This window comes from Rhodococcus sp. P4_F3_2, from assembly GCF_056401335.1.
In genome coordinates, this window is the sequence record NZ_JBFUJN010000012.1 from 1 (window position 1) to 25,540 (window position 25,540).

Genomic DNA, 25,540 nt, shown 5'->3' on the forward strand with positions numbered 1-25,540 from the left:
GTCCAGGCTTGAGATGAGCTGATGCTCCAACACCCAAGGTTCGGGGTTCAGAACCCACGAGACCAATGCGTTCTCAGCCATCCACTCGGACAGCACCTTCTCACCTGCAACAAACGTCAGCCGTTTGCCCGAACCAACCAGACGTAGCTCGATCCCCAGCTGATCGGACAACAGGCACCCAAGAGTCAGCCGCAACGTCGAACCTGCGGCATTGCCCCTGTAGTGAGTCTTGATCCGAGTCCGAAGAGTCTGCTTGCTCGGTGCTTTTCCATTAGTGGGAGGCGCTGATGGACTGATCCCCGTGTACAGCAAGGTCAGCCCGTCCTTCTTCGCACACCCTGACGTGTTGATCTCAGCGGGCAACTCTCGGAACCACCAGCCGTAAACACCTGGAGTGGCCGGCACGGGGCACGGACTCGTCAGAACCTGAGCGCGAGTGTGTGGAGACGCTGCCAGGTAAAGGCCGCTTTCATCCACGGCGGCGTCAGTGGTGGGGATCAGGTTCATAGCGAGGATGTTCGCATAGTGGTCAGACAGTGAAGGACGGTCGGTCGGATCTGCTTAGATCAGCGGGTGACCGATGAAGTGACGTCCCAGGACCAGCGATACCCTCGCACGTACGCAGTGAACGCGGCGGAGTATTTCGTACTTCACGCCACGACAGACCTTGATGAATCGATTTCCAACTGCTTGGTCCCGCCACCATTGCCGCCACCTCCGACACGTCTCGAATTGATCRGTAACTATGTGCGCGATACCTGGTTCTACCCGATTACCATCCCTTCGACGGCAATTCGCTTCTCGTACTGGAGACTCCTCCTCGTAGGTGTCGGTTTCGGTTTGTTACTACACTGGTCGCACGAGCGAAAGTGGGGTGCCGACCAGTGGGGCTCACTGGCAGCCTGGTTCGGTGGAGTACTCACCTTTACTGCGGTTAGCGTGTCTCTTTACCAGACCAAACTTGCGCGTGCCGATGCTGATGAGGCTCGCCGAAAGGCTGCTGAACAAATAGCGCGGGAGCAGACACTTCACTCAGCCAATTTGGCAGCAGCAGACGACCGACTCACACTGCAACTGGACGCACAATCACGCCATAACCAGGCGGTACTTGTCGCGCAAATTTGGAAGTCTTCATCCAAATTCGATCAGGTTTGCGAAGATCTTATAGCTGCTTTGTTTGCTGCAAGTGGAATCAATAATCATGCGCATGAGAAAAGGACGCGTGTCGAGACCCTGAATACGGCCGTGATCGATGCTGAGAGAGACCTCGACAACGCACTATCGGACGCAAACTTACTAGTCACAGACTCGGAAACCAGGAAATCTCTGCGGGGCATTCAGAAACACTCAGGACAGATTCTTGCAAAGATAAAAATCTTACACGAATCGCTCACCAAGACTCATAGCATCCATCAGAGCGACTACAATTCAGCCTCTGAGTGCCAAAAAGAACTGAATAGCAAACTAATCCGAATGATGGGCATTGCCCGTAGTAACATAACAAACATTCCACTTCTAAGTTCTGACGATGAAGAGATATAAAATTACAAAAGGCAATGCCGTCCTCTATACCCCTGCAATGCACCAGCTAGAAACTCGGAGTCCCTCCCTTACAAGATCGCTTCAAACGTAGGCCCCATGCTTGCTCGGCTCGATTGATTACGGTGCCCGGCATTAGTATCACCACTCGTTACGTTGTTTAGACGTTCACTATCAAAATCTCAGCAGGTCGCCCGTTGTCAGGTAAGACAGAGCGGGCAATTCTATGAAACTTCGATAGCACTCCAACAGTTTTGCTTTGATCAGACTGCGAACTGACTTCTCGTAAAGGTATTTGCATAAGTAATCGACATTGATATAATGAGAGTGTCTAGGTTAGCGTTTAAACCAAAATAAACACAGCAGTCGCAAATGAAGCGGCTGTTTTTGATTTTCTTATACCCCCTACTCCGCTAGCTGTCTAGGTTAGCGTTTCGGTTGTTTCCATTTAAGCACAGTCAGGCAAATTTTCACATACTTGACGTTTTCCATATTCCACAATCCCCCGCCTCATGCCATACTGAAGACAGCATGGTGGATAACGAAAAACAACTCCCTCTTACCAACAGACGCATCGTCATCCCTCAAACGCCGTCACCCACCACAGACGCAGCAAGACAAGCTGATCTCGCAGAGAACCTGAAACGCCACAAAACTTTCATGATGAACTACGATCGTCGTAATATGTATAGGAGGCCTAGCCCCGCCCGCAAGGGTGCCTCAGACAAGATGAACCCCGCCAAGTAGCGGGGTTCTTTGCTTTTAGCTGGTCAGGCCAATTGCGCCGATCAACATGCCGAGCAGGCCGACGAACCATACCGAATCTGACAGATGCTTATTTCCTCGCGGGATGCCGGCTGTACGTCTCTTCGCACGTACTCGCGGTTTCCTACTCAGCGGTGCAAGTTCAAGGATCTCACCTGTTGTTGATTCTGTAAGACCATACCTGGTTTCAATCCTCGACATGATCAATCACCGTCGCCAATGCGTCGCAAACGCAACGCGGGAGGCCACACCCTAATCCACGAATTTCATATCTCTTTTGACTGCGTTGATCGGTCACGGTACCTAGAACTTTGGTGGAACCGCGCCCACTGGCTAATGCTAAATCTTGATGCCCCAGCTCTAACCCGATTCGAGAACCCGTCTCACGATCGATCGGAAAGAAGTTACAGCCCTGCTTTCGTAGCTCTACTATGTTGATTTGGTCCATATTGAATTGTCTCCAGCTTTTGAGTTGTTATTCAGGTGTCACCACCTCTGTACCTATTGTCTCACCACCCCCGCAAATAACCAATAGTCAAAGCGTTGTGCTATCTACCTCAAGAGCTGTGGAAAACTCGACAGCAGCGCAACCGATATAAAGCCCTCAGGAGTCTGCGGCGCACGACGGAGGATAGTTCTCAACTCATCTGCCCGCGCCTCGTCACAGGCCAGGAAAAGCACGCTAGGGAACACATCTAGCGGGTACTCTGCCGAATGTTCGAGCGCGTACTTGTAACGATCGACTTTTTCGAGGATCTGCTTCTGTCGTTCACTGCCCATATCCACTTCAAGCCACAGCACCACTCGCTCGCGCTTCTCCCGAAGTCCAAGCTCGACGTACAAGTCAGGACGAAGGTCTGCACCCGCCACCATTACCCACGCGTCATGCTGATCGATCCCGACCTTCAGGACGTCGAGCCACCTCTCTCGCTCAGCCTGTTTGATCGCAATGTATGTATCGGCTACTGACAGCGTGTGCATCAATTTCATCTGATCCCGCACAGGTCGATAGCGTCCAGTGTTAAAGGAACTCCAAGAAGTCCGGCCGATTTGGAAGCAGCCCATCGGACTACCGCCTGTCCGGTTGCTTGGTAGTCGCACTGACACGCGAGCAAGCATTCCTTGATCGGTAAGTCGTTTGAGTGTCCGAGTTACTGGCGTCCGGGATTTTAGGTCAAGAAAGAACATCTCCTCAATCTGCGAGGTTGTAAGAGATCCGAAGCGTGCCACAGCACGCATGATGTCAGCGTCACGCAGAAGAAGTTCCATACCATCAAGATACAGGTACTTAGCTGCAGCAGGCGGGAGAGCATCTCCCCTGTTCAGCGCGTCTGTAGGCGTGTTGTCACCCTGCGTGTTAGCGCCCGGTTCGTAGCTAGTTAAAACACAGTCCATGTCCCTTACATTTAACCATAAAGAGCCACAAACTGAGTTTTCCACAGGCCACATTTCGCTATTGCATAATTTACGTGTTTGGCTCATAGTAATTAGTGAATCAACGCAGCACAATGTGAGCTGGACAGACTAACCGATTCGTTACATCAGACAATAAGCAGGGGGCTGTGGATAACTTGAAGAAAGATTTATAGATATGAGCAAGAAGACATGGGTTAAACCAGCCCGAAAATGGGGCGACGCACTCACACCGACATCAATTTCAGTTCATCCGATCCGCCTAAAGGCTATCGATGAGTACCGAAAAGGACAGTCAACGACAGAGGTTGCGGTCAGCAGATCGATGGTGTTCAACGAGTTAGTTCGCGACCATCCAGAGATCGCAGAGATCGAACAACGTATCGAAGAGGAAGCGGCGGTTAACAAAATCCGCAATAAACGCAATAAGCGGCTTCCAAGATTCTAAGATGACCAAGATAACCAAACAACTTAATAAGGAGATTGCAGATGGCAGAAAAGGAAAATCAGGAAGAACCAAGCGAGGTTAAGAAGCCAGCAGAGATGCCGGCCACGCCTGAGCTTCCCCTTCTAATGCCACCAGCCATCGCAGCAGCTCTTGWAAAGCTTCAGGGCGAGGTTAAGACGGTCATCAAAGGCGCGAAGAACGCACACTACGGCAATACTTACGCCGAACTTGCAGACGTCCAAAATGCCGCTCTGCCACTGCTCTCGAAGCACAAACTAGCACTCACGCAGTGGGTGATGTCGAAGGACGGCAAGCACTTCCTCCGCAGCTACTTGGTACACGAATCAGGTGTCGGAGTAATGCACGACACTGACCTTCTACTGGTCAAGAACGATCCTCAAGGACTCGGTTCAGCAATCACGTATCAACGGCGACAGACCACGATGGCGATTCTCGGACTATCTGCAGAGGACGATGACGACGACGGGAACAAGGCCGCCAACAGACAGGCCAAACCCACCGACGAACAGATCAGCGAGATCCGGCAACTGTGCGTAGATCTGAAGTTCCCGAAGGAGCAGATCGATACTCGTCTCGTGTCCCTCCGAACAGAGGACCACGCAACTGTAGCGATCGCGAATCTACGCAAGCTTGTGTCCGAGAAAGCACGAATCTTGAGGAGCGACGAAACGCCTGCCACACCTGTATTCACTGGTGATCGCGACCAAGTTGTACCGAACGAGATCATCGTGAAGACATCAGGCAAGGACGATGTAGTCCTGAACCTCCAACGACACATGTTGGATCTACCTATTTCGGACAAGGCCAGGCGCAACCTGGTAGGTCACGTGACTGGAAGCAAGTTCGGGACGAGCAAACCTTTCCTCAAGAACTGCACGGCAGAAGAGATCACTGCGATTGCTGAAGCAGTTGAGGAAATCAAAGCGGGAACGTATGACCTACCACCCGAGTGGACTGATGACAGCATCACTCCCCCGGTAGAGACTGCGTAATGAGTCTCGCCTGGTGGAACGATCCACGGGAGGTTCGTCAATACGAGATGGAAGCCGCCGTTCAACTGGACAACCCTAAACTGCTGTCAGAGCACGAGAAGTCGTTGCTGCAAGCGATAGGAACGCTGCTCGCAGCACCAAGCAGTTCAAACGAACCAGCGCAATAACAATTAGAGAGGTGGAGACCTCGGGAGAAACCAACTATGCCAGCAAGTGGCTCAACCAAGATCAATAAGGATAAATTCGACAGCATCGTTGCACGATCAAAGAAATCAACTCCAGAAGAAATCGCAATGCAAACCGGATACAAGGTGTCCACGGTCAAGTTCATCCGGCAGGCGAAGACCTGGGAAGAGTTCCAGAGACGCCGAAACGCACAAGCGCAGCGTGTATCTGCCAAGAGGGCAATGAACCCCGCGCAGCGACCTGTGGTCAAGATCCAAGATAGCCGAATCACGCAGTCAAAGACGGCGGCCAAGATTGAGGAAAAGACAGCTGCCGATGTTACCAAGCCGACCCGTCGGCTAGCAAAAGGCGGTCTCGTCAAATCCGGTGTGACTATCGTAGGAGAAAACGATAGGGGAATACACTATGCATCCCCAACCCGCGTAGATGACGGTCAGCCAGTACAGCAGGATGGAATATCCGCACAACTACTCCTCGATGCTTATAACGACAGTCAGACAGCAATGGACAAGTTGAACAGACGAATGCAGGCGCTAGAAGACATCGTGATGCCGCTTCCAAAGGCAGTTCGAGCACTGCAGACTGCGGACGTGCAAGGCACTGTCGCCAAAGCCCAGACCCGAAGACGTCTCATTGAGAAACTTAAGCAATGGAAGAGAGGGTAGTTGCATCTCCGGGACACCAGCGGGTGGGAAGAAAGCTGCCCAGAGGAACAAGGAACTTTACGGAGAAGACTTTTACAAGAGGTTGGGCCGGATCGGCGGCCTCAACGGAAGAAACATAGAACCTGAAGATATCTCGTCACGACCGTATGACAAAGACGAGTCCTACACCATCCTTTCGGATGGCAGTATCATCCTCAAGAATGGCGGGTTCGCTCGGCCCCAGAAGGATAAGAAGGGTTATTTACGGTGGCAAGCACACCTAGGTAGTCGGGACAAATTCTGCACAGAAAAAGTACATCGGGTTGTTGCACGCCATTTCATCCCGAATCCCGATGCCAAACCCCAGGTAAACCACATCAACGGCGACAAGACAGACAACAGGGTCGAGAACCTAGAGTGGGTAACAAACATCGAGAACGCGCTTCATGCGGCAGAGAACTCGTTGGTGGACAACACTAGCAAAGTGATGAATCAACTTGGAGGTCAGATGCTCGCCGCTGTTTTGGATGGCTATGTGGTCAGAGACTTGTCAAGACTCAACGGAGTATCAGAGAAGACCATACGACGGCGCATCTACGATTTTTCGCCGGAACCCATAACAACCTTGAAGCTTGGAAAGAAGAGGAACTTCTTTTATTACGACAAGGCTCGGGGCAAGTACCGAGTCGAAGCGACTGAACGTTACAAGGGTGCTTCGTTTAACTCAGAGATTGAGGCCAGCGACTATATTCGGTCGTTCAGCAACCCAGGAGGATTCGGATCAGATGAGATTGGAACTGACGGTATATCTGGGAAAGAACGAGCCAAAATTGCAGGTGCGAAAGGTGGACGAATAAGTAAACGAGGAAAGAAGGAGCCAACAAATGAGTAAATTTGACGTAGGAACACGTGTTCGAGGAATCGGCGAGTTCGAAGGTCGATCGATTGCTGGACTGCCCGGGACAGTTACAGAAGTGATCAATCGGAGAATAGTTGAGGTCGAATGGCCTCACGGATTCAAAGGATATGGGCAGACCAGCCGAAACTGGTCTGTTGATATAGAGCAATTAGAACCAATTACCGAAGGAGGTGATCAAGTGAAACGACGAACATTCAAACTAACCAAAGAACTACCAGAACTCACCAAAGGCGCACTCGTACAAGAGAAATGTGACGACGGTACGCAGGACTACATCGCGCTGGACAACTCGCAGATCAAGTACACGCTAGAAGACGGGCGAAAGTCGCTCACCTACCCCCGCAAAGCGGTAGAAGACGAGCCGAACTACTTCGTCGAGGTATTCGCCGTAGAACCTGCCTACATGACGCAAGACGAGCTGGATCAGTTCGAGGCATTCAAGATCAGCACGAAAAAGCCGGCCAAACGCACTGCCAAGGCCCCTATGAAGAAACCTGCAGGACGACCACGAAAGACCCCTGTCACGCGAGCTAAGAAGGCAACCAAGGTCGCGTAATGGGAGTCCCGACTCGTATCAACAATCGCGAGTTCGTGATCACCTTCATCAACAGCGAGAGCGCAGAGGACGTGGCGAAGGCCATGAACCTGACGAAGCAACAGGTCTCGATGAAGGCGGTGTACCTGCGCAAACTAGGCGTGCGTCTGCCGAAGTTCACGTACCGAGGGAAAGACCGTCGGCTCGAAATCGCCCAGCTCAACTCGCTCATCGAGAAGCACAAGAAGGCGAACAAGTGACCCAGGAACTTCAACTCGGACTACAGATCGAGAGTGAATCTCAGTCCAACCGTCAGCCAAAGCGCACCAAATCGGGAGACCTCCGCGCAACTGACCTCAAGGCGATTCAGTGGTACACGATCAACAACGGATACAAGCCAGCAGCGACCAGCGCAGTCCCGCATATCCACTTCACCACACAGTCTGGTGAAGACGTGACAGTTCATCTCGGAGACATCCTCGATGAGTACGACGAGTTCAAGCGCGCCACTCACGGGAAGCGTCAGGCCGCAGCGTGACAGCAGAACACCAACCAGTAAATGACAACCAAGAGACACCGAAGGAGGTGGTATGACAGCAAGGAGATTTCAACCAGGACAGAAGGTTCGGCTTAAGAAGGGCGTTTGGTTTATCGAAAGGGCGATCGCAAGGCCGAGTGCCGACAAAGAATGGCTCGTCACGAGCGTCGAGATGTCACTCGATCAGCTAGGCAACGTCGCGAAACAGACTGTCACGGTCGAACGTGATGGGTGTGTTGAAAAATTTGATTCCTCGGAGCTCGTCCTAGCTGAGAAGGGCCTCGACAACCTCGAAGTTGGCGACATCATCGTTCATCCGGATGGCGACGAAGCGAAGGTGCTGGCGGTGCTTGGAGATGTCTTCCTAAAAAGCGACTGGGACAACTTTGATTCGGCCGAGACGTGGTACACCGTCGCAGAGGCGAAGACATGGCACTGGACAGTCAAGCAAGACACCCCAACCGAAGAGATCACCGAACTCTCCATAGCCGAGCTAGAGAAGAAGCTCGACCTCACAGCGGGCACGTTGCGGGTGAAGAAGGACTAGCTATGGCTACCCCTGCCACCACAGAGATGGTAATCGCAGATGGCGGCGAGTACTACAACAAGGGCTTCCGCTGCATCTGGATCAGGGACCACAGCGGTACAAGTTACAAGTTCATCGTTGCGACAGCGGAGACGGCTCAGGACAAGAACCTGGCGACCGAACTAGCAATCACCAGCCCTGACACAATGGCGACAGACGAAGACCAGAGTTCCTAGATCGTCGTCCTGGCGCAGTTCACGGATCGAGCATGGCGCAGCCGAGAACTTCTCGCACTCGAAGCAGACATGCTCGTTCAGACCACTGTCGACCATCCAAGCGACGACACGGCGACGCAGCCGATCACCCAACAGTGCAGGAGCGCGCTTAGGCCGAGGGCCGAGGAACTTGTTCACCGTCTTCTGGATCGCACGCTCCCCCACAGACAGGCCAAGTTCTTCCACGATCTCAGCAGCGCACTTGCCGGCTTCGGCTAGAGCAAGGACTTCATCGAGATCGTAGTGACGTCTTGGCATATATAAGATTAAGTATAAACGAAGGAGTCATCCATGACTAAAATCATCACAGTAATTCTATTTAGAGACAAGACGCACGAAGTTCATGAGAGCGAGGTCGGGTTCATGACTAAGATCACCGACGAAGTCGAGGCTGTCTACCACGCTACCAGCATGCGGGACGCAGACTTCGCAGTCCAGGCTCACGAAGAAGGCCCTGCCGCTTAAAACCATTTCATGACCGGCCATAAATTGGTTCGGGTGTCACAGTTCGCGATGGTGTGCGCCCTCGAACGTAGATTGTGCGCCGCATGAAATCGCCGTCTAACAGAGGTCACTGACTCAAAAGCCGAGCACACCACATAGTTGCAAGATTTCAAGCCCCGAAATTCATTGACACACCGCCTGCAACGTGGCGAAGCTCGTCACTAGACAATGATCCTGCTATCGCAGTCAAGTTTGCAGCACAGGTTCGCAGCACGCCGAGTTATCCACAGGTAGCAGCACATTGAAATACAAAGCCGTCAAGTGAAGAACTTTTCTCTTGACAAATCGCTGGCATTGCTGGCCGTCGAGCGTAACTATTATTCAGCGCACCACGCACTATTAGTTGCTATACACCCGCTCGTCGTCCAGCTGTGTCAGCGAGTACACAACTTAATAAGGAGAACCATTATGAGATTCAGACACGATCAAATCGCACCATCCGGCAAGCGCCAGTACTGGATTGCGTTGGGCCGCGTTGACATTGAACTACTGCTGGGCGAAGCAACCAACGCACTCGCCCACACACCAGACGTTGCGGCACTTCACGAAGTACGTGGACGTCTGCGTGGCATCAAGAGGGGTCTGTCAGATGCACTGGCCGTCGCCAAAGCAAACGGCGATGAAGGCGATCGCCTCCCATGGGTTGAACGAAAACCTCAGCGAGGGAGCAACTGATGGAACGCTTCCCCTCCCCCGAAGAACCCGAACGCTACAAGATCAACACTGCTCAAGAGGAAGCACTACGCAACCTCTGTCATCGCTATGGCGTGGAGTACCGAGCTGACGACTACTACGTCTACCCACCAGATGCAGCAATGTGTCCAGGTTATGCCGAGGGTTGGGTTGGCGGTTACGTAGATGGTGAGTCGCGGCTGTACGTCGGGGTGTCACCAGATGGACGGGTCAATTCGTAATGGCTACCAAGGAAACTCACACAGCCAAGATCCTCAAACTGCTCAAGGCCAAGGGCAAGGTCAGCAACCTTGAACTCCGCAAAGTTGCGTGGCGCTACCCCGCTCGCGTCCTCGATCTGAAGCACGAAGGTCACCTGATCCGCAGTGTCCACGACAAGGGATCGCTGTGGTTCTACATCTATGACGGGCACCAGGATGACGGAGTGGCGGCATGATTGACGCCTATCCCCTACAGTGGCCTGCTGACTGGCCGCGCACAGATCGACCAAGACAGTCACAGTTCAAAGTCACACAAAGTCAGGCACAGAACGGAATCCGCAGGGAGTTATCACTGCTTGGTGCCCGAGACGTAGTGCTGTCGACCAACATCGAACTCCGACGAGATGGAATGCCTTACGCATCACGACGCGCGCCCGACGATCAAGCCGTAGCCGTCTACTTCACCTTGAACGATGAGCAGCAGTGCATTCCCTGCGACAAATGGCGCACTGTCGCGGAGAACATGCGAGCAATCGAGAAGACTGTCGAAGCGCTCCGTGGGCTTGAACGATGGGGCGCAAAGGAAATGGTCAATGCGGCGTTTCGTGGGTTCAAAGCGCTTCCAGCGTCTGCCATCGTCACCCCGTACACCGCACGGCCATGGCAGGACGTTTTAGAGGTCGATCAAGATGCGACGCTCGACGAAATCAACACGGCATACCGTCGTCGGGCAAGACAGGTCCATCCCGACGCAGGCGGATCGCAACAAGAGTTCGAGACACTAACCCGTGCGTACGACCGAGCCAAGAAGCTACGGGAGTCGAAATGAACCTTCTCCCCTACTTGATCCCCGCACTCAAGCTAGCCGGCCGATGGATCGCGATGTTCCTGGTAACCGCCGTGATCATCGTTGGAACCCTCTACCTGTCGCTGTTCATCGTTCCAGTGCTGATCTGGCACACGTAGGGACTGGTCGGATTGGTACTGTTCCGGCATGGCAGACGACGATCTCAAGATCTTTATTAGCTGGTCCGGCGACCTAGCAAAGTCCATCGCACGCGTATGGCATGACCTGCTACTTGAGATGTTCGACCGCGCCACACCGTGGGTCTCTGATCTCGACATCGAGGCCGGTGCACGTCCACTTGACGACATCAAGCGCGAGCTAGACGGAACGTCCTTCGGGATTATCGTCGTGACTCCCGAAAACCAGAACGCTCCGTGGCTCAACTTCGAGGCAGGCGCGCTCTCAAAGGCCCTGTCTGACGCGACCACTCGCGTGATGCCCAGTCTGGTCAACTTCACGTCTCCGTCACAGGTGACTAGCCCCTTGAAGCAGTTTCAAGGCAATCTGCTGAACCAAGAGGGCGTCATGAAGATCCTGAAGACAATCGCGAAGGGAGTCGATGCTGACTGGTCAACTAAAGAAAGAACCTTCAATCGAGCGTGGTCGCCCGAGTACGAACAGCGATTCAACGACTGCATCGTCAATGCCCTGAATCCAGCCAAGCCGTCAACCCGCACATCCGAAGAGATGCTTGACGAGGTACTGACCATCGTCCGTGAGATTCAGCGAGACATTCCGCCGAAACCCGTCAACGGTCCACGATTCGCGAAGGCTGACTGGGCTATTGGGCCGCGCACCAAGGGGGACGCGGACTCTTACATCCTCGGCGTCCTCAATGAGTCGGGGATCAAGCCCACCCAGATGATGTGGCTAGGGATGGTCGATGGAATCGACACATACGAAGTGGGCATGAGCGACACCTACAACAGGAAGCACAGAAGAATCCTGGACGACCTTGTTGCCCGACTCAGGAAGGAGGGGCTGAATATCTCCTATCACTTCTTGCCTACACAGTCAGACGACGCCACTCATAGCAAATAGCTCAACCAACGAAAACCTAAGGAGGTGATATGAATGAAAAACTCAACCAACCCAACCCCGAACACTGGTCAGATGAACAACTCATCGACCACGAAATAGCAAGCGCCACATCAGAAGAACGCTCAATTGGAGACGCTGGCGCACGCGTGATCGCCTCGCAATGGCATGGCGGTCAGGCGTGCGCCCTCTACAGCCTCACCAGTACTGGAGCGATCGATCTACCCCAGGTAGTCGCTGAGATCAACGAGTCTTGGGCAAACGCCGACACCGACTACAACCGCGAACACCTCGAAGCCCTCGGCGCGTACGTCATGGCTCGTGAGTCACATGATCCCGTCGAAGGATGGTCGAAGCAGTGGCTCACTCCCCCAGACGAATCAACTGAACAGGATGACTTCTGCCCTGCCTGTCGTGCTCACATATCCGCCCCTCACTCGGTAGGTTGCCCACTCGGTGAAGAAGATCCCTCGCTACTTGAACGGGTCGAGCAGGCTGTCACAGCTAAGGGAATCGCAGTCGCCCACTGGCTTGAGTACGTCGGCTTCAGGAACGGCGAAGAGCTGGAAGCAGCGATCAACATGTTCGAGGACCACTACCTGGGTCACTTCGAGAGCATCGAGGCCTACGCGGCTGACTACTTGATCGAGAGCGGACTCGAAACTCAGTTGGATCAGTTGAGGCAGTACCTACCCGAAGCCATGAGACAGCACGTCAAGTGGGATGAGGCAGGTATCGCGCACGACTTCGCCCTGAACACCATCCACTCTGTTGCGGACGACGACGGCCATCTGTACCTGTTCACCAAGTAGCGAGTTATCCACAACCACAACGCATTTCGTGACATTTCACTATTGCAAAAGAAGACGGTTTGGCTCATAGTTATTCGCAGAGGGGAACACCAAAGCAATGAATACAGAACGCGAAATCGTGAACATCAATCTTGAGTACGAGCACGCCGATGACACACCGTTTCTACGGTTGATCGGCCAGTACAAGACGAAGCGCCGGGCACGGGAGGCTCGCAAAGACAAGGAGACGATATTATCGCGCTCACAGTCTTTCATCTCACGAAAGCGTTCACTGCGATAGTGAGACCCAGAAGGTAGCAAGGTTGCCCGCAAAACTCCGTCTCGAACGGTAAGGCCGTGTCTGATCAGGACGGCAACCAAGCACCACACTTAGCCGCACAGCGAGGGCGGCCGAGATGCACCTTTACAGAATCAGAGTATTGAGCGTAGTAGTGCTGGTAGTAAAACAACCGACTCTAGGAGACGGTACAACAGGAGAGGCAAAGCTGGCGGCCTACGAACCGCTATATGGAGTGTTCAAAATCGCACACATACTAGTTAGCGAAGCCATAACCGTGCACGGCGGAGGGTAATTGCTACTAGCACCATACGCTCAATACAGTTCATGCAGTTAAATGGGCGCATCAGAAAATAATTAGAGCATTAGATTGCGATTTTTTACAACTACCTGGTGCGTTCTAATGGGCATACAAGTGGCGGAATAGGTAGACGCATCAGGGTCAGTCAATGACGGCTGTCGGAAAAACTGAAACTAGATAGCTTTGCAGGGTGACTATACGAGTAAAGCGGTGGCGGAACCCATCGGATGCGGCCTTAGGGAACTAACAAAAATACTCGTCAAATCCCTGCCTTGTATGCACAACATGGACCATGTAAGACGTAGTAGTGCTGGTAGTAAGGCGGATTGGAGTCGTATATGACAGGATCAAAAGCAACCGCTTATCTAACGCCGCGAAGAGTGCACAAAGTTGGGGAACTGTACTTTGTAATTCAAGGCAGTCTCGATGAGAAAGGCAAGACTCAATGGGAAATAGTCTCTAAAGGATATGCCCATAGCACAAGTGCATTTGCTAAACTTGGGAGATTATACCAAGACGAACTATTAGGAAAGTAAAGATATTAAATTGCTTTGCTACTAGCGCCATACGCCTTACATAGAACAACTGCTAGTAGTGGATGGAGAGACAATTTCTCCTAGGGAAGCAACCAAATGCACTCGTAAGAGGATATGCGGCGCATTACTAGCAGCCATTTAACCGCATGAACCACTTCCACTTCCCGGCATATTCATCGTGTGCTGGGAAGTGGGCGCATGAACCCACAGCTCGTGCGCTCTACTGGTCAGGGTTTAGGTGAGAGGGTCGCGCCGATTAATAAGGCGCAAGTGAAGCTTTCGAGTAACTCTYCTTACAGCCCAGCTCACCCCCTGACCCCAAGTCGCTGATCTCCGCACCTGGATCAGCACTTCGTACCTGTCACGAGTTCCCACATCTGTACCGCTTCAAAGTTTGCCCTCCAGCTTCTCTGAAGTACCACCAGTGGAACGTAATCCGCACACATTCGGCTAGTACGTGGACTCATGACGGGTATCTAGTTGCTCCATCGAGGTTCTGTTGAAGCCCACCCTCAACAGGACACTTGATTACTCAATGGCGCAACCAGATCGACTGTCACACAATTAAATAACAACTGAACAAGGAGTAGCATGTTACCACTCATAATTGCAATCATCATCGGGTCAATCATAATCTACAAGTTCTATGAATTCGAGGAATTGGGACTTGGGCTGTTCATTGCCACCACCTCTGCAGCCCTAATATTCATATCGCTAGTAATAATTTTTGGTTATACATTACCAAGAACAACTGTTTACACGAACAAGGACTTAGTAGCGATACAGGATGGATCTTCCACGACAGGCTCGGCGGCTGGATCAGTCTTTATGGGCTACGGCTCGATCAAGGAAGTTCCCAGCTACACGTACTACGTCAAGGACGGCGACGCCCGACTTCTGGAATCGACGACCGCTAAGGGTGTGAAGGTATTCGAGGGTGGCGAAAAAGCGTATGTCCGCGAAGCCACTGCTTGTAAGAGCGACTACAACTGGATCAGCCCGTGCATCAACTTCGAAAAGGTTGTCGAGATTCACGTGCCAACGGGAACTATCAAACAAAACTTCGTGCTGGACGCGAAATAGGAATCATCCATGGCACACAACGGACCTGAATCACTGCCAAACCAACCGTGCATCGACCATCTAGCCGACACGGTGGATCTACGAGCAGACATCGCCAAGCTCGCACTCATCCTCGCGTTCGAGGACACGTTCAACGAGGTAGACGAGCGACTGATTACACGGGAAGAAGCTCTTGTCCGCATGGAGGCATTGGCTCCGCACATCTTGCATGGTGCTTACCGGGGAGGTGCGGCATGACGATTTTATGTGGCGGCACACAACGACAAGCGATTGCATATGCGGACCGGCATCACTTTGATCGATCAAAATTTAGGATCGCATCGAAAGTAGATGACCTCTACGGATACATCCACGGCACTCTTCTGATCATGGTTGGCAATTGGCAAACGAGCGACGATAGCCAGCGCGTCAAGGAAGCTGGTCTAAAAATCGGCATGGCTGTAGTTGAGGAGGTTAAGTGAACAGTAACTCTGAAGCCACGAAGACAGATGATGATCTGCGTCAGATAATTCGTATCGCAATCGACACTGCGCAAGGTGATTCGGTTCGTAAACCAGATCCAGAATTAGCCGAAGCGGCTGCGTTCGAAAAAATTATGAAATATGGAAAGAAGCGCGAAGTTGAAGGCAAGCTTCATACCATAGATAAATTGCTTGACATTGCCTACCGACATGAAAAGGAAATTTTCACGCTCCATGAAGTCGAATCGTACCAAAGAGGCCAACTAAGACGAGCCAAGGAGTTGTTTCCCAAGCTCGCGGTCCGCAAAGATAACCAGAGGTCGAACGAGGTGATATGAACCAAGAACCAAACCCATCCCGCCTAGAAACCGATATCGCAGCCAAGTTCGCAGGTATCCCGAACGCTCAACTCATCCGCAAGATGGAGAAGGCCCAAGACTTCGGCTACGACGATGAAGAGTTCGAACTCAACCGACGACTGAAGCTTGGTGGCCTCGCATGGCGTTGGAGCGGGGACTTCTACCGGCCAATGGTGGAGGTGTACAAGCCGGAGGTTGGTGATGGCGAATAGACGCAAAGACCGCCTAGTTCCAGCAGGCTTCATGCGCTACGAAGGAGAGTATGACAAGGCCTTCTACACCATCATCACCTTCAACGGGGTGCGGTATGAACACATCTGGCCGAACGGCGGCACGTTCAACGTGGGAAGCAAAAGACTATGCTGCACAGATATTTTCGCAATAAGGAAGGAAGTGATATGAGTGAACTACACACAGCAGAAACAGCAGCAGAACAACTAGGCATCCCCCGCGAAGCCTTTTACGAGGATCAGTCACCTGACGCCCTGATCGAGTTGAGAGCGAACCTTCTACTTGAAGCGCAGCGCAACATTGATGCAGCGTACGAGATCACTGACGTACTCGTAGCCTTCGAGATCGAGCCGAAATCACGTAAGAAGCGCGTACGGGTGGTCGAGTAATGACGCTGGTCAGACTCCAACCACGACCGCACCTGTTGACTCTGAACGGGATGATCCAGCATGGATACGTTGAACCTCGCGTTCTTGCAGCGATCGTTCAGAGGATCGTTGACCTGTCTGGTGACGAACACCTGAAAGCACTCGTTGAGAAGGACATGTCATGAGCGTGTCGAGCGAGAAGGGCAAGTCCCTCGAAGAACACATCGCCAAGACCCTCCGCAAGAAGTTAGGCGCAAGAGTCCAGCGGGACAAGCGAAGTGGTGCAGGTTCACATCAGAAGATGGATCTAACCGACTACTTCCAAGACACCCCATTCGACATCGAAGCTAAGAACCACAAGACCATCGCGATCAAAGAGTGGATGCGACAGACGAAGGCCGGCACTAGTCCTGGTCGAATCCCCACACTCGTGTTCAACGCAGATGATGATGTACTCGCCTGCATCCCGTTCGATGACCTGGTTAACCTCGCAGTTCAGATCCGAGACCTCACCGCCGAGATCGCAGACTTACGCACACCGACCGTTCTAAGCGTCGGCGAGGCCGTCGAGAAGGCAGTGGCGATCAAACAACCAACTGGCGTCTCGACCTGCAGGAACGGCCACATAACAAGCCCAGGCAGCAACAAGTGTCTCGACAAGCACTGCGCATTCAGCTCGACCTACAAGAAGCCCAAGGTCAAGAAGTAGCGCCCGATCGCGGGGCCACCTCCGTAGTCAGCCGACTGCGGAAGCACCCCACGATCGGAGCAGGTCATGAAGAAGATCCGTTGCATAGTGATCCCGGCAGACCTCGAAGTAGAGATCGATACATTGGAGTTTTTCGAGGGCGATTTATCAGCCATGCAGGGACTCGTAGGAGGTCTCGTCCAGGCCGTCGATCTTGAACAGCAGAAGGCAACTCTGTGGTTCAACGAGAGCGGCAAGATTGAGCACCTCCCGAAGAACCAGCGTGCCACGATGGAGTTGTGGTCGAGCGATAGTCGTTGGCGTTTCCAGGACTTCGTCGCAGGCAATGCGTTCATCACCGGTTTGTCCGATGAAGACGGAGAGACCACCTCAGTGCCACAGGAGCTTGTAGATCTGATGCTCAGCACTGCGAAGTACCGAGCGGAAGTCACCACACTGAACGACGAAGACTCATGGAGCGGAAACAACTTGGTTTTCGACAACTACTGGGATGCTTCGCACGGCGTTCTGGAGCTGGCTTCACGGTGCCAACTCGTCAAAGAGGTGCGCATCGTCGCCGCTTAAGATCGTGGGATCAGCCCGTCGATATCGACGGGCTTTTCTCATTCGTAAACGTAATTTAGTACAGCAAATTCACGGTGCAGCTGCATCGCAAATTGATCGCGTACATAGGCCGCCTCATGCGCTGATCCGTAGTTTCCACAACGAATAAGGGTGCCAGAGCAGGTTATATAAGCCTGCCATTTACCATTCGGGAGCTCCCGCACCCCTTTGAGTCCAGACTTTGAATTTCTGTAAAGAGATTTGTTGGTTGCATTATTTGCTTTTGTTACCGCCCTAAGGTTCTCGCGTCGATTATCAAGAGGGTTTCGGTTTTCATGGTCCGGAAGAAGCGGATGATAGTCCCCTACCATCCTTTGTAGCACTAGCTGATGAAGAAACATGCTATCTCTATTCCTCACATACCCATCTGGAGTCGAACTCCATGCAATCCTCGAAGCCGCCTCGAAGTCTTCGATAGATACCATGGCATGTTGCCCACCAGCTAGAACGATAATCCTATGGTCATCGGGCTGCTTCACTTTCGGTCGACCAGCGAGGATTGTGGCAGTCTGAAGTAGCCCCTTACACTTCCGAGAGCACGTCTGTCGGCTGGCCGCATGACTCGGCGGAAGCATCTTCTCGTGTCCACAAACCCTACATTTAGTTGCAACTGGCATAGAGACCTCCTTCCCGAAATTGAGGCCACGCTTTATAATGAAGACACGGCCCCGAACTACTACTTCGGGGTTTTATTGTTATCTTTCCATTATGGCAGGTATATCAGAAATTGAAAGCTCCTCGCTTCACCGAGACGAATCTCAAGGTGAAACGAGGAGCGTATTTAGTTGTGTAGATGAGACAGGGAGTCAGTCCACGTTCGGGCGATACCCCTTACGCCGACCACGAAGCTGATCGAATGTCGTCAACTTCTCCGCAGGAACCAACTTCGCGAACTCGACAGCAGTGGCGAACACGTCCTGCGAAGTCCCATTTGCAAACCGAAGTTCGAGACTCACGAGGTTTCCCACTGTCTTGAGCGCCTTCAGCTCTTCCTGCGAGGCGTCGAACTGACGAGCCTCTTCGTGCTCGGGATGTCGGACGACGACGTTGACCACCTGGTCATCATCGAGCTCGATACCCGTAAGGTCAGATACGCGAACGCTTCTGAAACCCATTGCTCTCACCAACTTTCAAACTAGATGCGACACAACGACTTTTGCCATTGCGATACTTCTAGTTAGACATAGTTGAACCTTTAAGTAAATAGGGAAATGTGAGACAATAGAGGTACATGAAAGACGGATTTGATCTCGCTACCTACCTCGCGAAATCCACACAGGCTAGTGGGGTTCCATTAACCGTCCGTCACGCCACGGCAGTCAAAGCGATTGCCCGACTTCTCAAATCTCAGTAGCGATTTCGTGTCGCTCGCTGCACTCAGTTTCTCGTGTGGCAGTATTGCAGGTTCAGCTGTGGGGTACATAGCTATGCAACATTCGTCGAGAAACAGCACGCCGCGATGGGCGCGGCTGACCGCACCAGGACGAGCCATCCCACTACCACCACCCACCAGCGAACTGACCGACGAACTATGATGCGGCGCAATGAAAGGCGGCATATCGATCAACGGCCGATCCTCCGGCAACACCCCCGCCACCGAATGAATCGCCGTCACCTCCAACGACTCCCCCTCCGTCAACGGCGGAAGAATCCCCGGAAGCCTCTGCGCCAACATCGTTTTCCCGATCCCCGGCGGACCCGTCAACATCAAATGATGCGCACCCGCCGCAGCAACCTCGATCGCCCACCGAGCATCCGTCTGCCCGACAACCTCACTCAGATCCCGCACCGTCACCACATCCGCACGCTCGAAAACATCAGGAACAGCCAGCGCCAACTCACCACGCAACCACCCGATCACCGCAGACAGATCGTCAGCGCCCAGCACTTCGATCCCCTTCACCAGGCCCGCCTCAGCCAACGCCCGAGCTGGAACCACCACAGTCCCCCATCCCGCCCGCTTCGCCGCAAGCACCGCAGGCAACACACCACGCACCGTCCGCAGTCGACCGTCGAGTGCCAACTCCCCCAAAAAGACAGTCTCCCGCAACAACTTCCGCGGCAACTTCTTCGCCGCATCGAGAACCGACAACGACAGAGCCAAATCGTAAACGCTGCCCACCTTCGGCAACGTCGCCGGCGACAACGCCAAAATCACCTTGCTGTCCGGCCACTCCTCACCAGAATTGGTCACCGCGGCGCGAATCCGATCACGCGACTCGTGCAACGCCGTATCAGGCAGCCCCACCAAATGCACCGCAGGCAACCCGCGCCCGATATCCGCCTCGATCTCCACGATCTGCCCGTCCACGCCACTGACCGCAACAGAATGCGCCCGCCCCAACGCCATCAGAACGCATCCACAAAATGCTCGACCGAAGGCACACCGTCGCGGCCGATCAACACCGCCACCACATCGAAACGCACCCTCGACCACGACCGACCCGAATCAGTGAGCCACTGCATCGCCAACACCCGAATCCGACGCTGCTTCGCGAACGTCACCGACTCCGCCGGACTCCCGTACCCGACACCCGACCGAGTCTTCACCTCCACGAACACAATCCGATCACCGGACGTCGCAACAACATCCAACTCGCCGTACCGACAACGCCAATTACGCTCGACAATCTCCAAACCAGAATCGATCAGGAACTCGACAGCCACATCCTCGCCCCGAGCACCCAACGCCATATTCCTCGCCATCGCAGCCCCCACCACTCACACGACCCCGCGCCCGCCCTATACGAACCGCGTCCCAACCACCACCCTCGACCCGCCACCACAAAACCAAGCCATCCGAAAACAACCTGTTGACAACTCAGAACCTGTGGAATTCGGCAGCGCAACACACCAACGGCGACCCGAACCGTGACAATTTTCTGAAATCCCCACAATTTGGACGAAAGTCCAGTAGAACTAGTTACAGTTTTGCTCAAACCGTCACGCACCCCGCTGAATGGAGTTCTACATGGCCCGCCGCTCACTTCGCCACGCAGTAGCAACCACTACATCCCTCGTTCTCATCGCCGCCGGCGTCACTGTTGGACTTGGAGCCTCGGTGGCGCAAGCAGCACCGGCATGCGCGCTCAACCAGTCGGTCACCGACAGTTGGGCCGGTTCCCTCGGGACGCCGTACACCGTCAGCAAGGAGGTTGTCGGCGATGGCAAGGTCGCCGCGGGTCAGACGGTCACCTACATCACCAAGGTTTCCGGTTCCGGAGCCCTCGTCAATCAGATCCGCGATTTCCACCCGGCAGGATTCCAGCTGGTCAAGGCTCGCCTGAACGTCAAATGGCTTATCGGCGACCAGAAGTGGGACGACGTCACCAAGACCGTCGTTGTCGGCAACAACTCCGTGGTGGCAAAGGGCGGCGGATGGACCACTGCGGGCGGCGGCGTCATCGCTTTGGAAACCACCTACAAAGTTCCCGATAACGCAGTTGTAGGCACGCAGCTCGACAGCGGCGCCGGCACCAACATTGTGCTGGCGGCGGGCGACTGGAACATCAATCCGATGGGCGTCTGCGTCACCATCCGGCAGCCGAACCCCGTCGAGGCGGGCGCCGGAAGCCTCGAGGACATGGGCTTCGGCTCACTCAACTCCGGATCAGGCCAGGTATTCGGCTCCCTGACCGACCCGCAGGGGTCGATGACCAATGTCATCAGCGGTGTCTTGGGCAATGTGCTCGGCAACATGAGCTGACTCAGTTCAGATTAGTAAATCGGCCGAGCTACCAGCAGATGCTGGTAGCTCGGCCCATTTCTACGTTGCCGAACAAAGCTTTGCCGTCAACCGAGTTCAAGAAATCATCAGCAAATCACCGCATCAGCTTTCCGCCATACCGGGCCGGCGTCGTACCGAAGGTTTCCCGAAATGCGGCTATGAACCCACTGCTGGTGCGGTAACCAACCTGCGGGGCAACGTCATTGACACCCTCACCCCGCGCGAGCATCTCGAGTGATGCGTACATGCGTGCTCGAGTTCTCCACTGCCCGAAGGTAATCCCGGTATCGGCGACAAAGGCACGCATCAAGGTCTTGGAACTGACCCCGAGTTCGCCCGCCCACTCCCCCAGCGTCCGTGAGTCTGCCGGATCGGCAAGGATGCGGGCAGAAACCGAACTCGCCGCAGCATTGCGAGGAACCGCGAGGACGTCGTGCCGTTCGGGCGCGGCAGCAAGAATGTCGTAGAGCAACTCCTGACTCATCAACCGCCGAGCGTCGTCGATGGTCCGATCTACGAGATGACGCAGCAATTGAGCGGACAGAGCATCGACTTCGAGAACAAGTGGCTGAGTCCACCGCGGCCCGGCAGGGCGTAGATCCGGACGCGCATAGGCCGCAATCATGCACCCCTCCGTCAGAAGTGTCATGTCGTGGAGAACGGTGCCCGGCAACCAGACCAAGTGCTCGCTGTGCAGGTGCCACACATTGCCTCCGGCAGCGATCTGCATCGTCCCTTCACTCATCCAGGCGATCTGATGCTCGGGGTGTCGATGAGCTCCGTACGCAGTCACTCCGTCGACGACGTTGGTGTAGACCTGAAAATCTTTGAATGTCCGTCCGCGACTATCGGGTAGCGCTAGCAAGGACTTTGGACGAGTCGAGTACTCGATAGTGGACATTTTGCGTCTTTCTGGGCGTATCCGAGTCCATCCTGAAGGATGGACCGACGGTCTTGCAAAGGTTAGCCTCACTTTATTGCTGACGCGACCAGTTCAGCACTTCACGCGGAACTCAGATCACTTCGCCCACCACTTCGAAGGAGCATGCACGTGCCCTCACGTAGCACCCGAATCCTCGCCGCCCTACTCACTGCGGCCGCGATCATCGGGTTCTCGACCGCCTGTGGAACCTCACAAGGCGTCGACACCGCATCAGCGACCCAGAGCAACGACGCATTCCCCGTGACGATCGAGCACGCACAGGGTTCGACGACCATCGATGCCGAACCGCAGCGGGTAGTGACACTCGGATACACCGATCACGAACCACTGCTCGCCTTGGGAGTCGAACCCGTAGGCATGGCCGAATGGTGGGGGTCCGGCATGGATGAAAGCTGGCCGTGGACGAAGAATTACTGGAAGGGGAAAACTCCGACCTACATCAACAGCGGCGGAGACTTCAACTTCGAGCAAATCGCCTCCCTCGCACCAGATCTGATCCTAGCGCTGTACGCCGACATCGACACGGAGACCTACGAGAAGCTGACCTCGATTGCGCCGACTGTCGCGCAGAGCAAGGACTACGACGCATACACAACGCCGTGGACCGACATGACGCTCACCGCCGGGCGCGCCCTCGGCAAAGAACCACAAGCTCAGCAACTGATCACGGATACCGAAAACGCGTTTGCCACCGCTCGCGCTGCACACCCGGAGTTTTCCGGGCAAACCGCAACGATCGTCAACCTCGACACTCCCGAGGGATACGTGTTCTCGTCGCACGACCCACGCGGCATCTTCCTCTCGTCACTCGGATTCACCCTCCCCCCGACGGTCGACGCATTCGTCGGCGACCAGTTCGGCGACTGGCTGCCGAACGAGCGATACGACATCCTCGAACCCGTTGATCGTTTGATCGTGATGGCCGATCCGGAGGGAGAGAAGGCCCTCCCCGGCAACACTCTCTACCAGCGGCTACCCGCTGTGAATAACGGAAATGCGATAGTCGTGCGATACACCGCAGATCCACCCGTCGGCGCGGCGATGTCCGGCAATACCGTCCTGAGCATTCCGTACGCCATAGACCAACTGTCCGCCACATTGTCGAAGTAACCAACAATTCCAGGTATCGAAAATATGTTCGAATGATGCTAGCCTCAAACTCAGGAAGCACTCACGGACATCGAGGATCACCATGGACGAGGTACCGGAGACAGCGCTAGATCTTGCACGACTCGATCTGGCTCGGCTGGTCGACGAGTTGACGGTTCTCGACCAGCGACGCGTCGACATCGGCGAAAGCTTGGTTCAACTCGAGTACCTCTACGCCAGGATGGGCGCACGGCAACAGGCAGATGCTGCCCGAAAAGCCTTCCAGGAGAAGTACGTCGGACGAATCTACGAACTCGCAGACGGTCTGCGCACCTGAAAAGAGGTTGCACACAACCACTGACGGAGCGCATGGTCATTCCTGCACGACACACCGGACCGATCGGTTCGGCTGTGAACTATGTGGGAGAAATCTGATGGAGAAGATCACCAAGAGGCTGTGGAACTGGGCATCGATACTCGACGAGAACACTCGCGAGCAAGCGCTGCGTACGTCCCAGATGCCTTTTGTCCGTCCACATCTGGCACTTATGCCGGATGCGCACCTCGGTGCGGGAGCGACGGTGGGTTCGGTCATTCCGACGGAAGGCGCAATCATGCCCGCCGCCGTCGGAGTCGATATCGGCTGCGGAATGATCGCGGTCAAAACCCAGTTCAGTGCACGCGACCTTCAAGGCCGCGACCTGAGCGTTCTTCGCCACAGCATCGAACGCTCCGTTCCGCTCTCGGCAGGTGTCTACAACAAGACGCTGAGCGACACGGCGCAAATCCGCATCGCAGAACTCGAGGCAATTGCGGGCGATCGCCTGGCCTTCTACGACAAGTTCAAGAACAACTGGAGGTTTCAGCTCGGAACGCTGGGTTCTGGCAACCACTTCATCGAGGTGACGCTCGACGAGAGCGACGGCGTCTGGCTGTTCCTGCACTCGGGCAGCCGCGGTATCGGAAACAAGCTCGCACAGCATCACATCAAGATCGCCAAGGACTTGTGCGAGCGGTGGTACATCAACCTTCCCGATCCGGATCTTGCCTACCTGGTCGAGAGGACGCCCGAATTCGACTCGTACATCACCGATCTCAACTGGGCTCAGCACTTCGCTCTGCTCAACCGCGAAGAGATGATGGACCGCGTGGTGAAGGACTTCGCGCACTTCATGGGTGACGGCAAGCCCGCGATCATCGACGAGGTCGAGCGGATCAACTGCCACCACAACTTCACCCAGAAGGAGTTCCATATGGGCCGGGGTGTGTGGCTGAGCCGTAAGGGTGCGATCAAGGCAGACGAGGGCACGCCCGGGCTCATCCCCGGTTCGATGGGGACGGCGAGTTACGTCGTCGTCGGGAAGGGAAACGTGCCGTCGTTCAAGTCCAGCCCCCACGGCGCGGGTCGGGTGTACGGACGTAACCAGGCACGCAAGACCTTTACGATCGAAGATCTCGACAAGGCGATGGTCGGCATCGAATACAAGCGTTCCGCGGCGTTCCTCGACGAGATCCCGGGCGCGTACAAGGACATCGACGTCGTGATGGACGACGCGAAGGACTTGGTCGAGATTCGACACACGCTGCGTCAGATCGTGAATGTCAAGGGCAACTGACCCCGCGCAACTCCGCGAAATGCGAAGTGGCCCCCCCCTTGTCCAGCTCTTCGATGTTGACGTCCTTGAACGTCACGACGCGCACGTACTTCACGAATCGCGCCGGGCGGTACATGTCCCACACCCAGGCGTCGGACATCCGCAGTTCGAAGTAGATCTCCCCGTCTGAATTGTGGGGCAGCAACTCGACCGTGTTGGCCAGGTAGAAACGTCGTTCGGTCTCCACGACGTAGGAGAACTGTCCGACGATGTCCCGGTATTCACGGTAGAGCGACAGCTCCATCTCGGTTTCGTACTTCTCGAGATCCTCGGCACTCATCGGTTTAGCCAGTCCTCCCAGTT

General features: G+C 54.4%; 36 protein-coding genes and 1 pseudogene. 28 read left to right on the forward strand and 9 right to left on the reverse strand.

Translation table 11 applies throughout. From position 1 onward, the window contains the following. The coding region (locus AC1DWA_RS14035; RefSeq protein ID WP_477916731.1) for a GIY-YIG nuclease family protein at positions 1-507 on the reverse strand (507 nt) is incomplete at its 3' end. Between the two features lie 432 nt (positions 508-939). Here AC1DWA_RS14035 and AC1DWA_RS14040 point away from each other — a divergent pair. Then, entirely contained in the window at positions 940-1,542 is a 603-nt protein-coding gene (locus tag AC1DWA_RS14040; RefSeq protein WP_477916733.1) for a hypothetical protein, read from the forward strand. Between the two features lie 1,314 nt (positions 1,543-2,856). Here the strand turns inward: AC1DWA_RS14040 and AC1DWA_RS14045 are convergent. Continuing rightward, positions 2,857-3,573 carry a replication-relaxation family protein gene (locus AC1DWA_RS14045; protein WP_477845847.1) on the reverse strand — a complete coding sequence of 239 codons (717 nt, stop codon included), beginning with the start codon at positions 3,571-3,573 and terminating at the stop codon, positions 2,857-2,859. A gap of 322 nt (positions 3,574-3,895) precedes the next feature. Here AC1DWA_RS14045 and AC1DWA_RS14050 point away from each other — a divergent pair, with 322 nt between their 5' ends. From AC1DWA_RS14050 to AC1DWA_RS14085, 8 genes are all read left to right on the forward strand, one after another. Then, positions 3,896-4,165, forward strand: coding sequence for a hypothetical protein (locus AC1DWA_RS14050; RefSeq protein WP_148209195.1), 270 nt, complete (start codon positions 3,896-3,898; stop codon positions 4,163-4,165). Between the two features lie 41 nt (positions 4,166-4,206). Further along, complete coding sequence (locus AC1DWA_RS14055) at positions 4,207-5,178, forward strand: ERF family protein (protein ID WP_477916735.1); 972 nt, start codon at positions 4,207-4,209, stop codon at positions 5,176-5,178. A gap of 203 nt (positions 5,179-5,381) precedes the next feature. Further along, positions 5,382-6,029, forward strand: a complete 648-nt coding sequence (locus AC1DWA_RS14060) for a hypothetical protein (protein ID WP_477845845.1) — start codon at positions 5,382-5,384, stop codon at positions 6,027-6,029. Beyond that, positions 5,998-6,900: an HNH endonuclease signature motif containing protein gene (locus AC1DWA_RS14065; RefSeq protein WP_446696064.1), complete on the forward strand. Its 903-nt coding sequence runs from the start codon at positions 5,998-6,000 to the stop codon at positions 6,898-6,900. The genes AC1DWA_RS14060 and AC1DWA_RS14065 overlap by 32 nt, the downstream gene beginning before the upstream one ends. Beyond that, positions 6,893-7,483 (forward strand): hypothetical protein, encoded by a 591-nt coding sequence (locus AC1DWA_RS14070; protein WP_477845844.1) that lies wholly within the window; start codon positions 6,893-6,895, stop codon positions 7,481-7,483. Before AC1DWA_RS14065 ends, AC1DWA_RS14070 begins: the two co-directional genes overlap by 8 nt. After that, positions 7,483-7,722 (forward strand): hypothetical protein, encoded by a 240-nt coding sequence (locus tag AC1DWA_RS14075; protein WP_477845843.1) that lies wholly within the window; start codon positions 7,483-7,485, stop codon positions 7,720-7,722. Before AC1DWA_RS14070 ends, AC1DWA_RS14075 begins: the two co-directional genes overlap by 1 nt. Further along, positions 7,719-8,000 (forward strand): hypothetical protein, encoded by a 282-nt coding sequence (locus tag AC1DWA_RS14080; RefSeq protein WP_477845842.1) that lies wholly within the window; start codon positions 7,719-7,721, stop codon positions 7,998-8,000. The genes AC1DWA_RS14075 and AC1DWA_RS14080 overlap by 4 nt, the downstream gene beginning before the upstream one ends. Before the next feature lie 52 nt (positions 8,001-8,052). Continuing rightward, on the forward strand, positions 8,053-8,547 hold the full coding sequence (locus tag AC1DWA_RS14085; protein WP_477845841.1) for a hypothetical protein: 495 nt from the start codon (positions 8,053-8,055) through the stop codon (positions 8,545-8,547). 161 nt (positions 8,548-8,708) lie between these two features. On the opposite strand, the gene AC1DWA_RS14090 is transcribed toward AC1DWA_RS14085, so the two are convergent. Next, entirely contained in the window at positions 8,709-9,059 is a 351-nt protein-coding gene (locus AC1DWA_RS14090; protein ID WP_477916737.1) for a hypothetical protein, read from the reverse strand. Between the two features lie 654 nt (positions 9,060-9,713). On the opposite strand from AC1DWA_RS14090, the gene AC1DWA_RS14095 reads away from it, so the two are divergent. From AC1DWA_RS14095 to AC1DWA_RS14165, 15 genes are all read left to right on the forward strand, one after another. Beyond that, entirely contained in the window at positions 9,714-9,980 is a 267-nt protein-coding gene (locus AC1DWA_RS14095; RefSeq protein WP_030537811.1) for a hypothetical protein, read from the forward strand. Beyond that, entirely contained in the window at positions 9,980-10,219 is a 240-nt protein-coding gene (locus tag AC1DWA_RS14100) for a hypothetical protein (RefSeq protein WP_030537810.1), read from the forward strand. Before AC1DWA_RS14095 ends, AC1DWA_RS14100 begins: the two co-directional genes overlap by 1 nt. Continuing rightward, positions 10,219-10,434: a helix-turn-helix domain-containing protein gene (locus AC1DWA_RS14105; RefSeq protein ID WP_477845839.1), complete on the forward strand. Its 216-nt coding sequence runs from the start codon at positions 10,219-10,221 to the stop codon at positions 10,432-10,434. The genes AC1DWA_RS14100 and AC1DWA_RS14105 overlap by 1 nt, the downstream gene beginning before the upstream one ends. A gap of 173 nt (positions 10,435-10,607) precedes the next feature. Beyond that, entirely contained in the window at positions 10,608-11,027 is a 420-nt protein-coding gene (locus tag AC1DWA_RS14110; RefSeq protein ID WP_477845838.1) for a DnaJ domain-containing protein, read from the forward strand. After that, positions 11,024-11,164: a hypothetical protein gene (locus AC1DWA_RS14115; RefSeq protein ID WP_477845837.1), complete on the forward strand. Its 141-nt coding sequence runs from the start codon at positions 11,024-11,026 to the stop codon at positions 11,162-11,164. Before AC1DWA_RS14110 ends, AC1DWA_RS14115 begins: the two co-directional genes overlap by 4 nt. 28 nt (positions 11,165-11,192) lie before the next feature. After that, positions 11,193-12,086, forward strand: a complete 894-nt coding sequence (locus tag AC1DWA_RS14120; protein ID WP_218748413.1) for a toll/interleukin-1 receptor domain-containing protein — start codon at positions 11,193-11,195, stop codon at positions 12,084-12,086. A 29-nt stretch (positions 12,087-12,115) separates the two neighbouring features. Next, a complete protein-coding gene (locus AC1DWA_RS14125) occupies positions 12,116-12,895 on the forward strand; it encodes a hypothetical protein (protein WP_477845836.1) in 780 nt (259 codons plus the stop codon). A 1,705-nt stretch (positions 12,896-14,600) separates the two neighbouring features. Then, positions 14,601-15,092, forward strand: coding sequence for a hypothetical protein (locus tag AC1DWA_RS14130; protein WP_477845835.1), 492 nt, complete (start codon positions 14,601-14,603; stop codon positions 15,090-15,092). 9 nt (positions 15,093-15,101) lie between these two features. Then, complete coding sequence (locus tag AC1DWA_RS14135; protein WP_073513809.1) at positions 15,102-15,329, forward strand: hypothetical protein; 228 nt, start codon at positions 15,102-15,104, stop codon at positions 15,327-15,329. After that, a complete protein-coding gene (locus tag AC1DWA_RS14140; RefSeq protein WP_477845834.1) occupies positions 15,326-15,553 on the forward strand; it encodes a hypothetical protein in 228 nt (75 codons plus the stop codon). The genes AC1DWA_RS14135 and AC1DWA_RS14140 overlap by 4 nt, the downstream gene beginning before the upstream one ends. After that, on the forward strand, positions 15,550-15,891 hold the full coding sequence (locus tag AC1DWA_RS14145; protein WP_477845833.1) for a hypothetical protein: 342 nt from the start codon (positions 15,550-15,552) through the stop codon (positions 15,889-15,891). Before AC1DWA_RS14140 ends, AC1DWA_RS14145 begins: the two co-directional genes overlap by 4 nt. Next, entirely contained in the window at positions 15,888-16,124 is a 237-nt protein-coding gene (locus tag AC1DWA_RS14150) for a hypothetical protein (protein WP_477845832.1), read from the forward strand. The genes AC1DWA_RS14145 and AC1DWA_RS14150 overlap by 4 nt, the downstream gene beginning before the upstream one ends. Before the next feature lie 186 nt (positions 16,125-16,310). Beyond that, a complete protein-coding gene (locus AC1DWA_RS14155; RefSeq protein WP_073513754.1) occupies positions 16,311-16,532 on the forward strand; it encodes a hypothetical protein in 222 nt (73 codons plus the stop codon). A 160-nt stretch (positions 16,533-16,692) separates the two neighbouring features. Next, complete coding sequence (locus tag AC1DWA_RS14160) at positions 16,693-17,220, forward strand: putative PDDEXK endonuclease (RefSeq protein ID WP_477845831.1); 528 nt, start codon at positions 16,693-16,695, stop codon at positions 17,218-17,220. A 66-nt stretch (positions 17,221-17,286) separates the two neighbouring features. Continuing rightward, a complete protein-coding gene (locus tag AC1DWA_RS14165) occupies positions 17,287-17,784 on the forward strand; it encodes a DUF3846 domain-containing protein (protein WP_477845830.1) in 498 nt (165 codons plus the stop codon). 38 nt (positions 17,785-17,822) lie between these two features. On the opposite strand, the gene AC1DWA_RS14170 is transcribed toward AC1DWA_RS14165, so the two are convergent. The 4 genes and pseudogenes from AC1DWA_RS14170 to AC1DWA_RS14185 form a co-directional block, all read right to left on the reverse strand. Then, positions 17,823-18,440, reverse strand: a complete 618-nt coding sequence (locus AC1DWA_RS14170) for an HNH endonuclease (protein ID WP_477916740.1) — start codon at positions 18,438-18,440, stop codon at positions 17,823-17,825. Positions 18,441-18,629: 189 nt separating this feature from the next. Next, positions 18,630-18,938 (reverse strand): hypothetical protein, encoded by a 309-nt coding sequence (locus tag AC1DWA_RS14175; protein ID WP_064444397.1) that lies wholly within the window; start codon positions 18,936-18,938, stop codon positions 18,630-18,632. 317 nt (positions 18,939-19,255) lie between these two features. After that, positions 19,256-20,173, reverse strand: a pseudogene (locus tag AC1DWA_RS14180) (YifB family Mg chelatase-like AAA ATPase); the annotation flags it as partial. Next, positions 20,173-20,529, reverse strand: a complete 357-nt coding sequence (locus AC1DWA_RS14185) for a YraN family protein (RefSeq protein ID WP_029255132.1) — start codon at positions 20,527-20,529, stop codon at positions 20,173-20,175. The gene AC1DWA_RS14185 and the pseudogene AC1DWA_RS14180, both read right to left, overlap by 1 nt. Before the next feature lie 265 nt (positions 20,530-20,794). On the opposite strand from AC1DWA_RS14185, the gene AC1DWA_RS14190 reads away from it, so the two are divergent. Continuing rightward, a complete protein-coding gene (locus AC1DWA_RS14190; RefSeq protein ID WP_003942731.1) occupies positions 20,795-21,529 on the forward strand; it encodes a hypothetical protein in 735 nt (244 codons plus the stop codon). Positions 21,530-21,644: 115 nt separating this feature from the next. On the opposite strand, the gene AC1DWA_RS14195 is transcribed toward AC1DWA_RS14190, so the two are convergent. Continuing rightward, positions 21,645-22,451: a helix-turn-helix transcriptional regulator gene (locus tag AC1DWA_RS14195; RefSeq protein ID WP_477845828.1), complete on the reverse strand. Its 807-nt coding sequence runs from the start codon at positions 22,449-22,451 to the stop codon at positions 21,645-21,647. A 144-nt stretch (positions 22,452-22,595) separates the two neighbouring features. Between AC1DWA_RS14195 and AC1DWA_RS14200 the strand changes: the two genes are divergently transcribed. The 3 genes from AC1DWA_RS14200 to AC1DWA_RS14210 all read left to right on the forward strand — a co-directional run bounded on the left by AC1DWA_RS14200 (position 22,596) and on the right by AC1DWA_RS14210 (position 25,198). Next, entirely contained in the window at positions 22,596-23,603 is a 1,008-nt protein-coding gene (locus tag AC1DWA_RS14200; protein WP_477845827.1) for an iron-siderophore ABC transporter substrate-binding protein, read from the forward strand. An 82-nt stretch (positions 23,604-23,685) separates the two neighbouring features. Continuing rightward, complete coding sequence (locus AC1DWA_RS14205; RefSeq protein ID WP_019747974.1) at positions 23,686-23,919, forward strand: hypothetical protein; 234 nt, start codon at positions 23,686-23,688, stop codon at positions 23,917-23,919. A gap of 97 nt (positions 23,920-24,016) precedes the next feature. Further along, complete coding sequence (locus AC1DWA_RS14210) at positions 24,017-25,198, forward strand: RtcB family protein (protein WP_477916742.1); 1,182 nt, start codon at positions 24,017-24,019, stop codon at positions 25,196-25,198. Here the strand turns inward: AC1DWA_RS14210 and AC1DWA_RS14215 are convergent. Beyond that, complete coding sequence (locus tag AC1DWA_RS14215; protein ID WP_477916744.1) at positions 25,185-25,517, reverse strand: DUF2469 domain-containing protein; 333 nt, start codon at positions 25,515-25,517, stop codon at positions 25,185-25,187. The genes AC1DWA_RS14210 and AC1DWA_RS14215 overlap by 14 nt on opposite strands. Between the last annotated feature and the right edge of the window lie 23 nt (positions 25,518-25,540).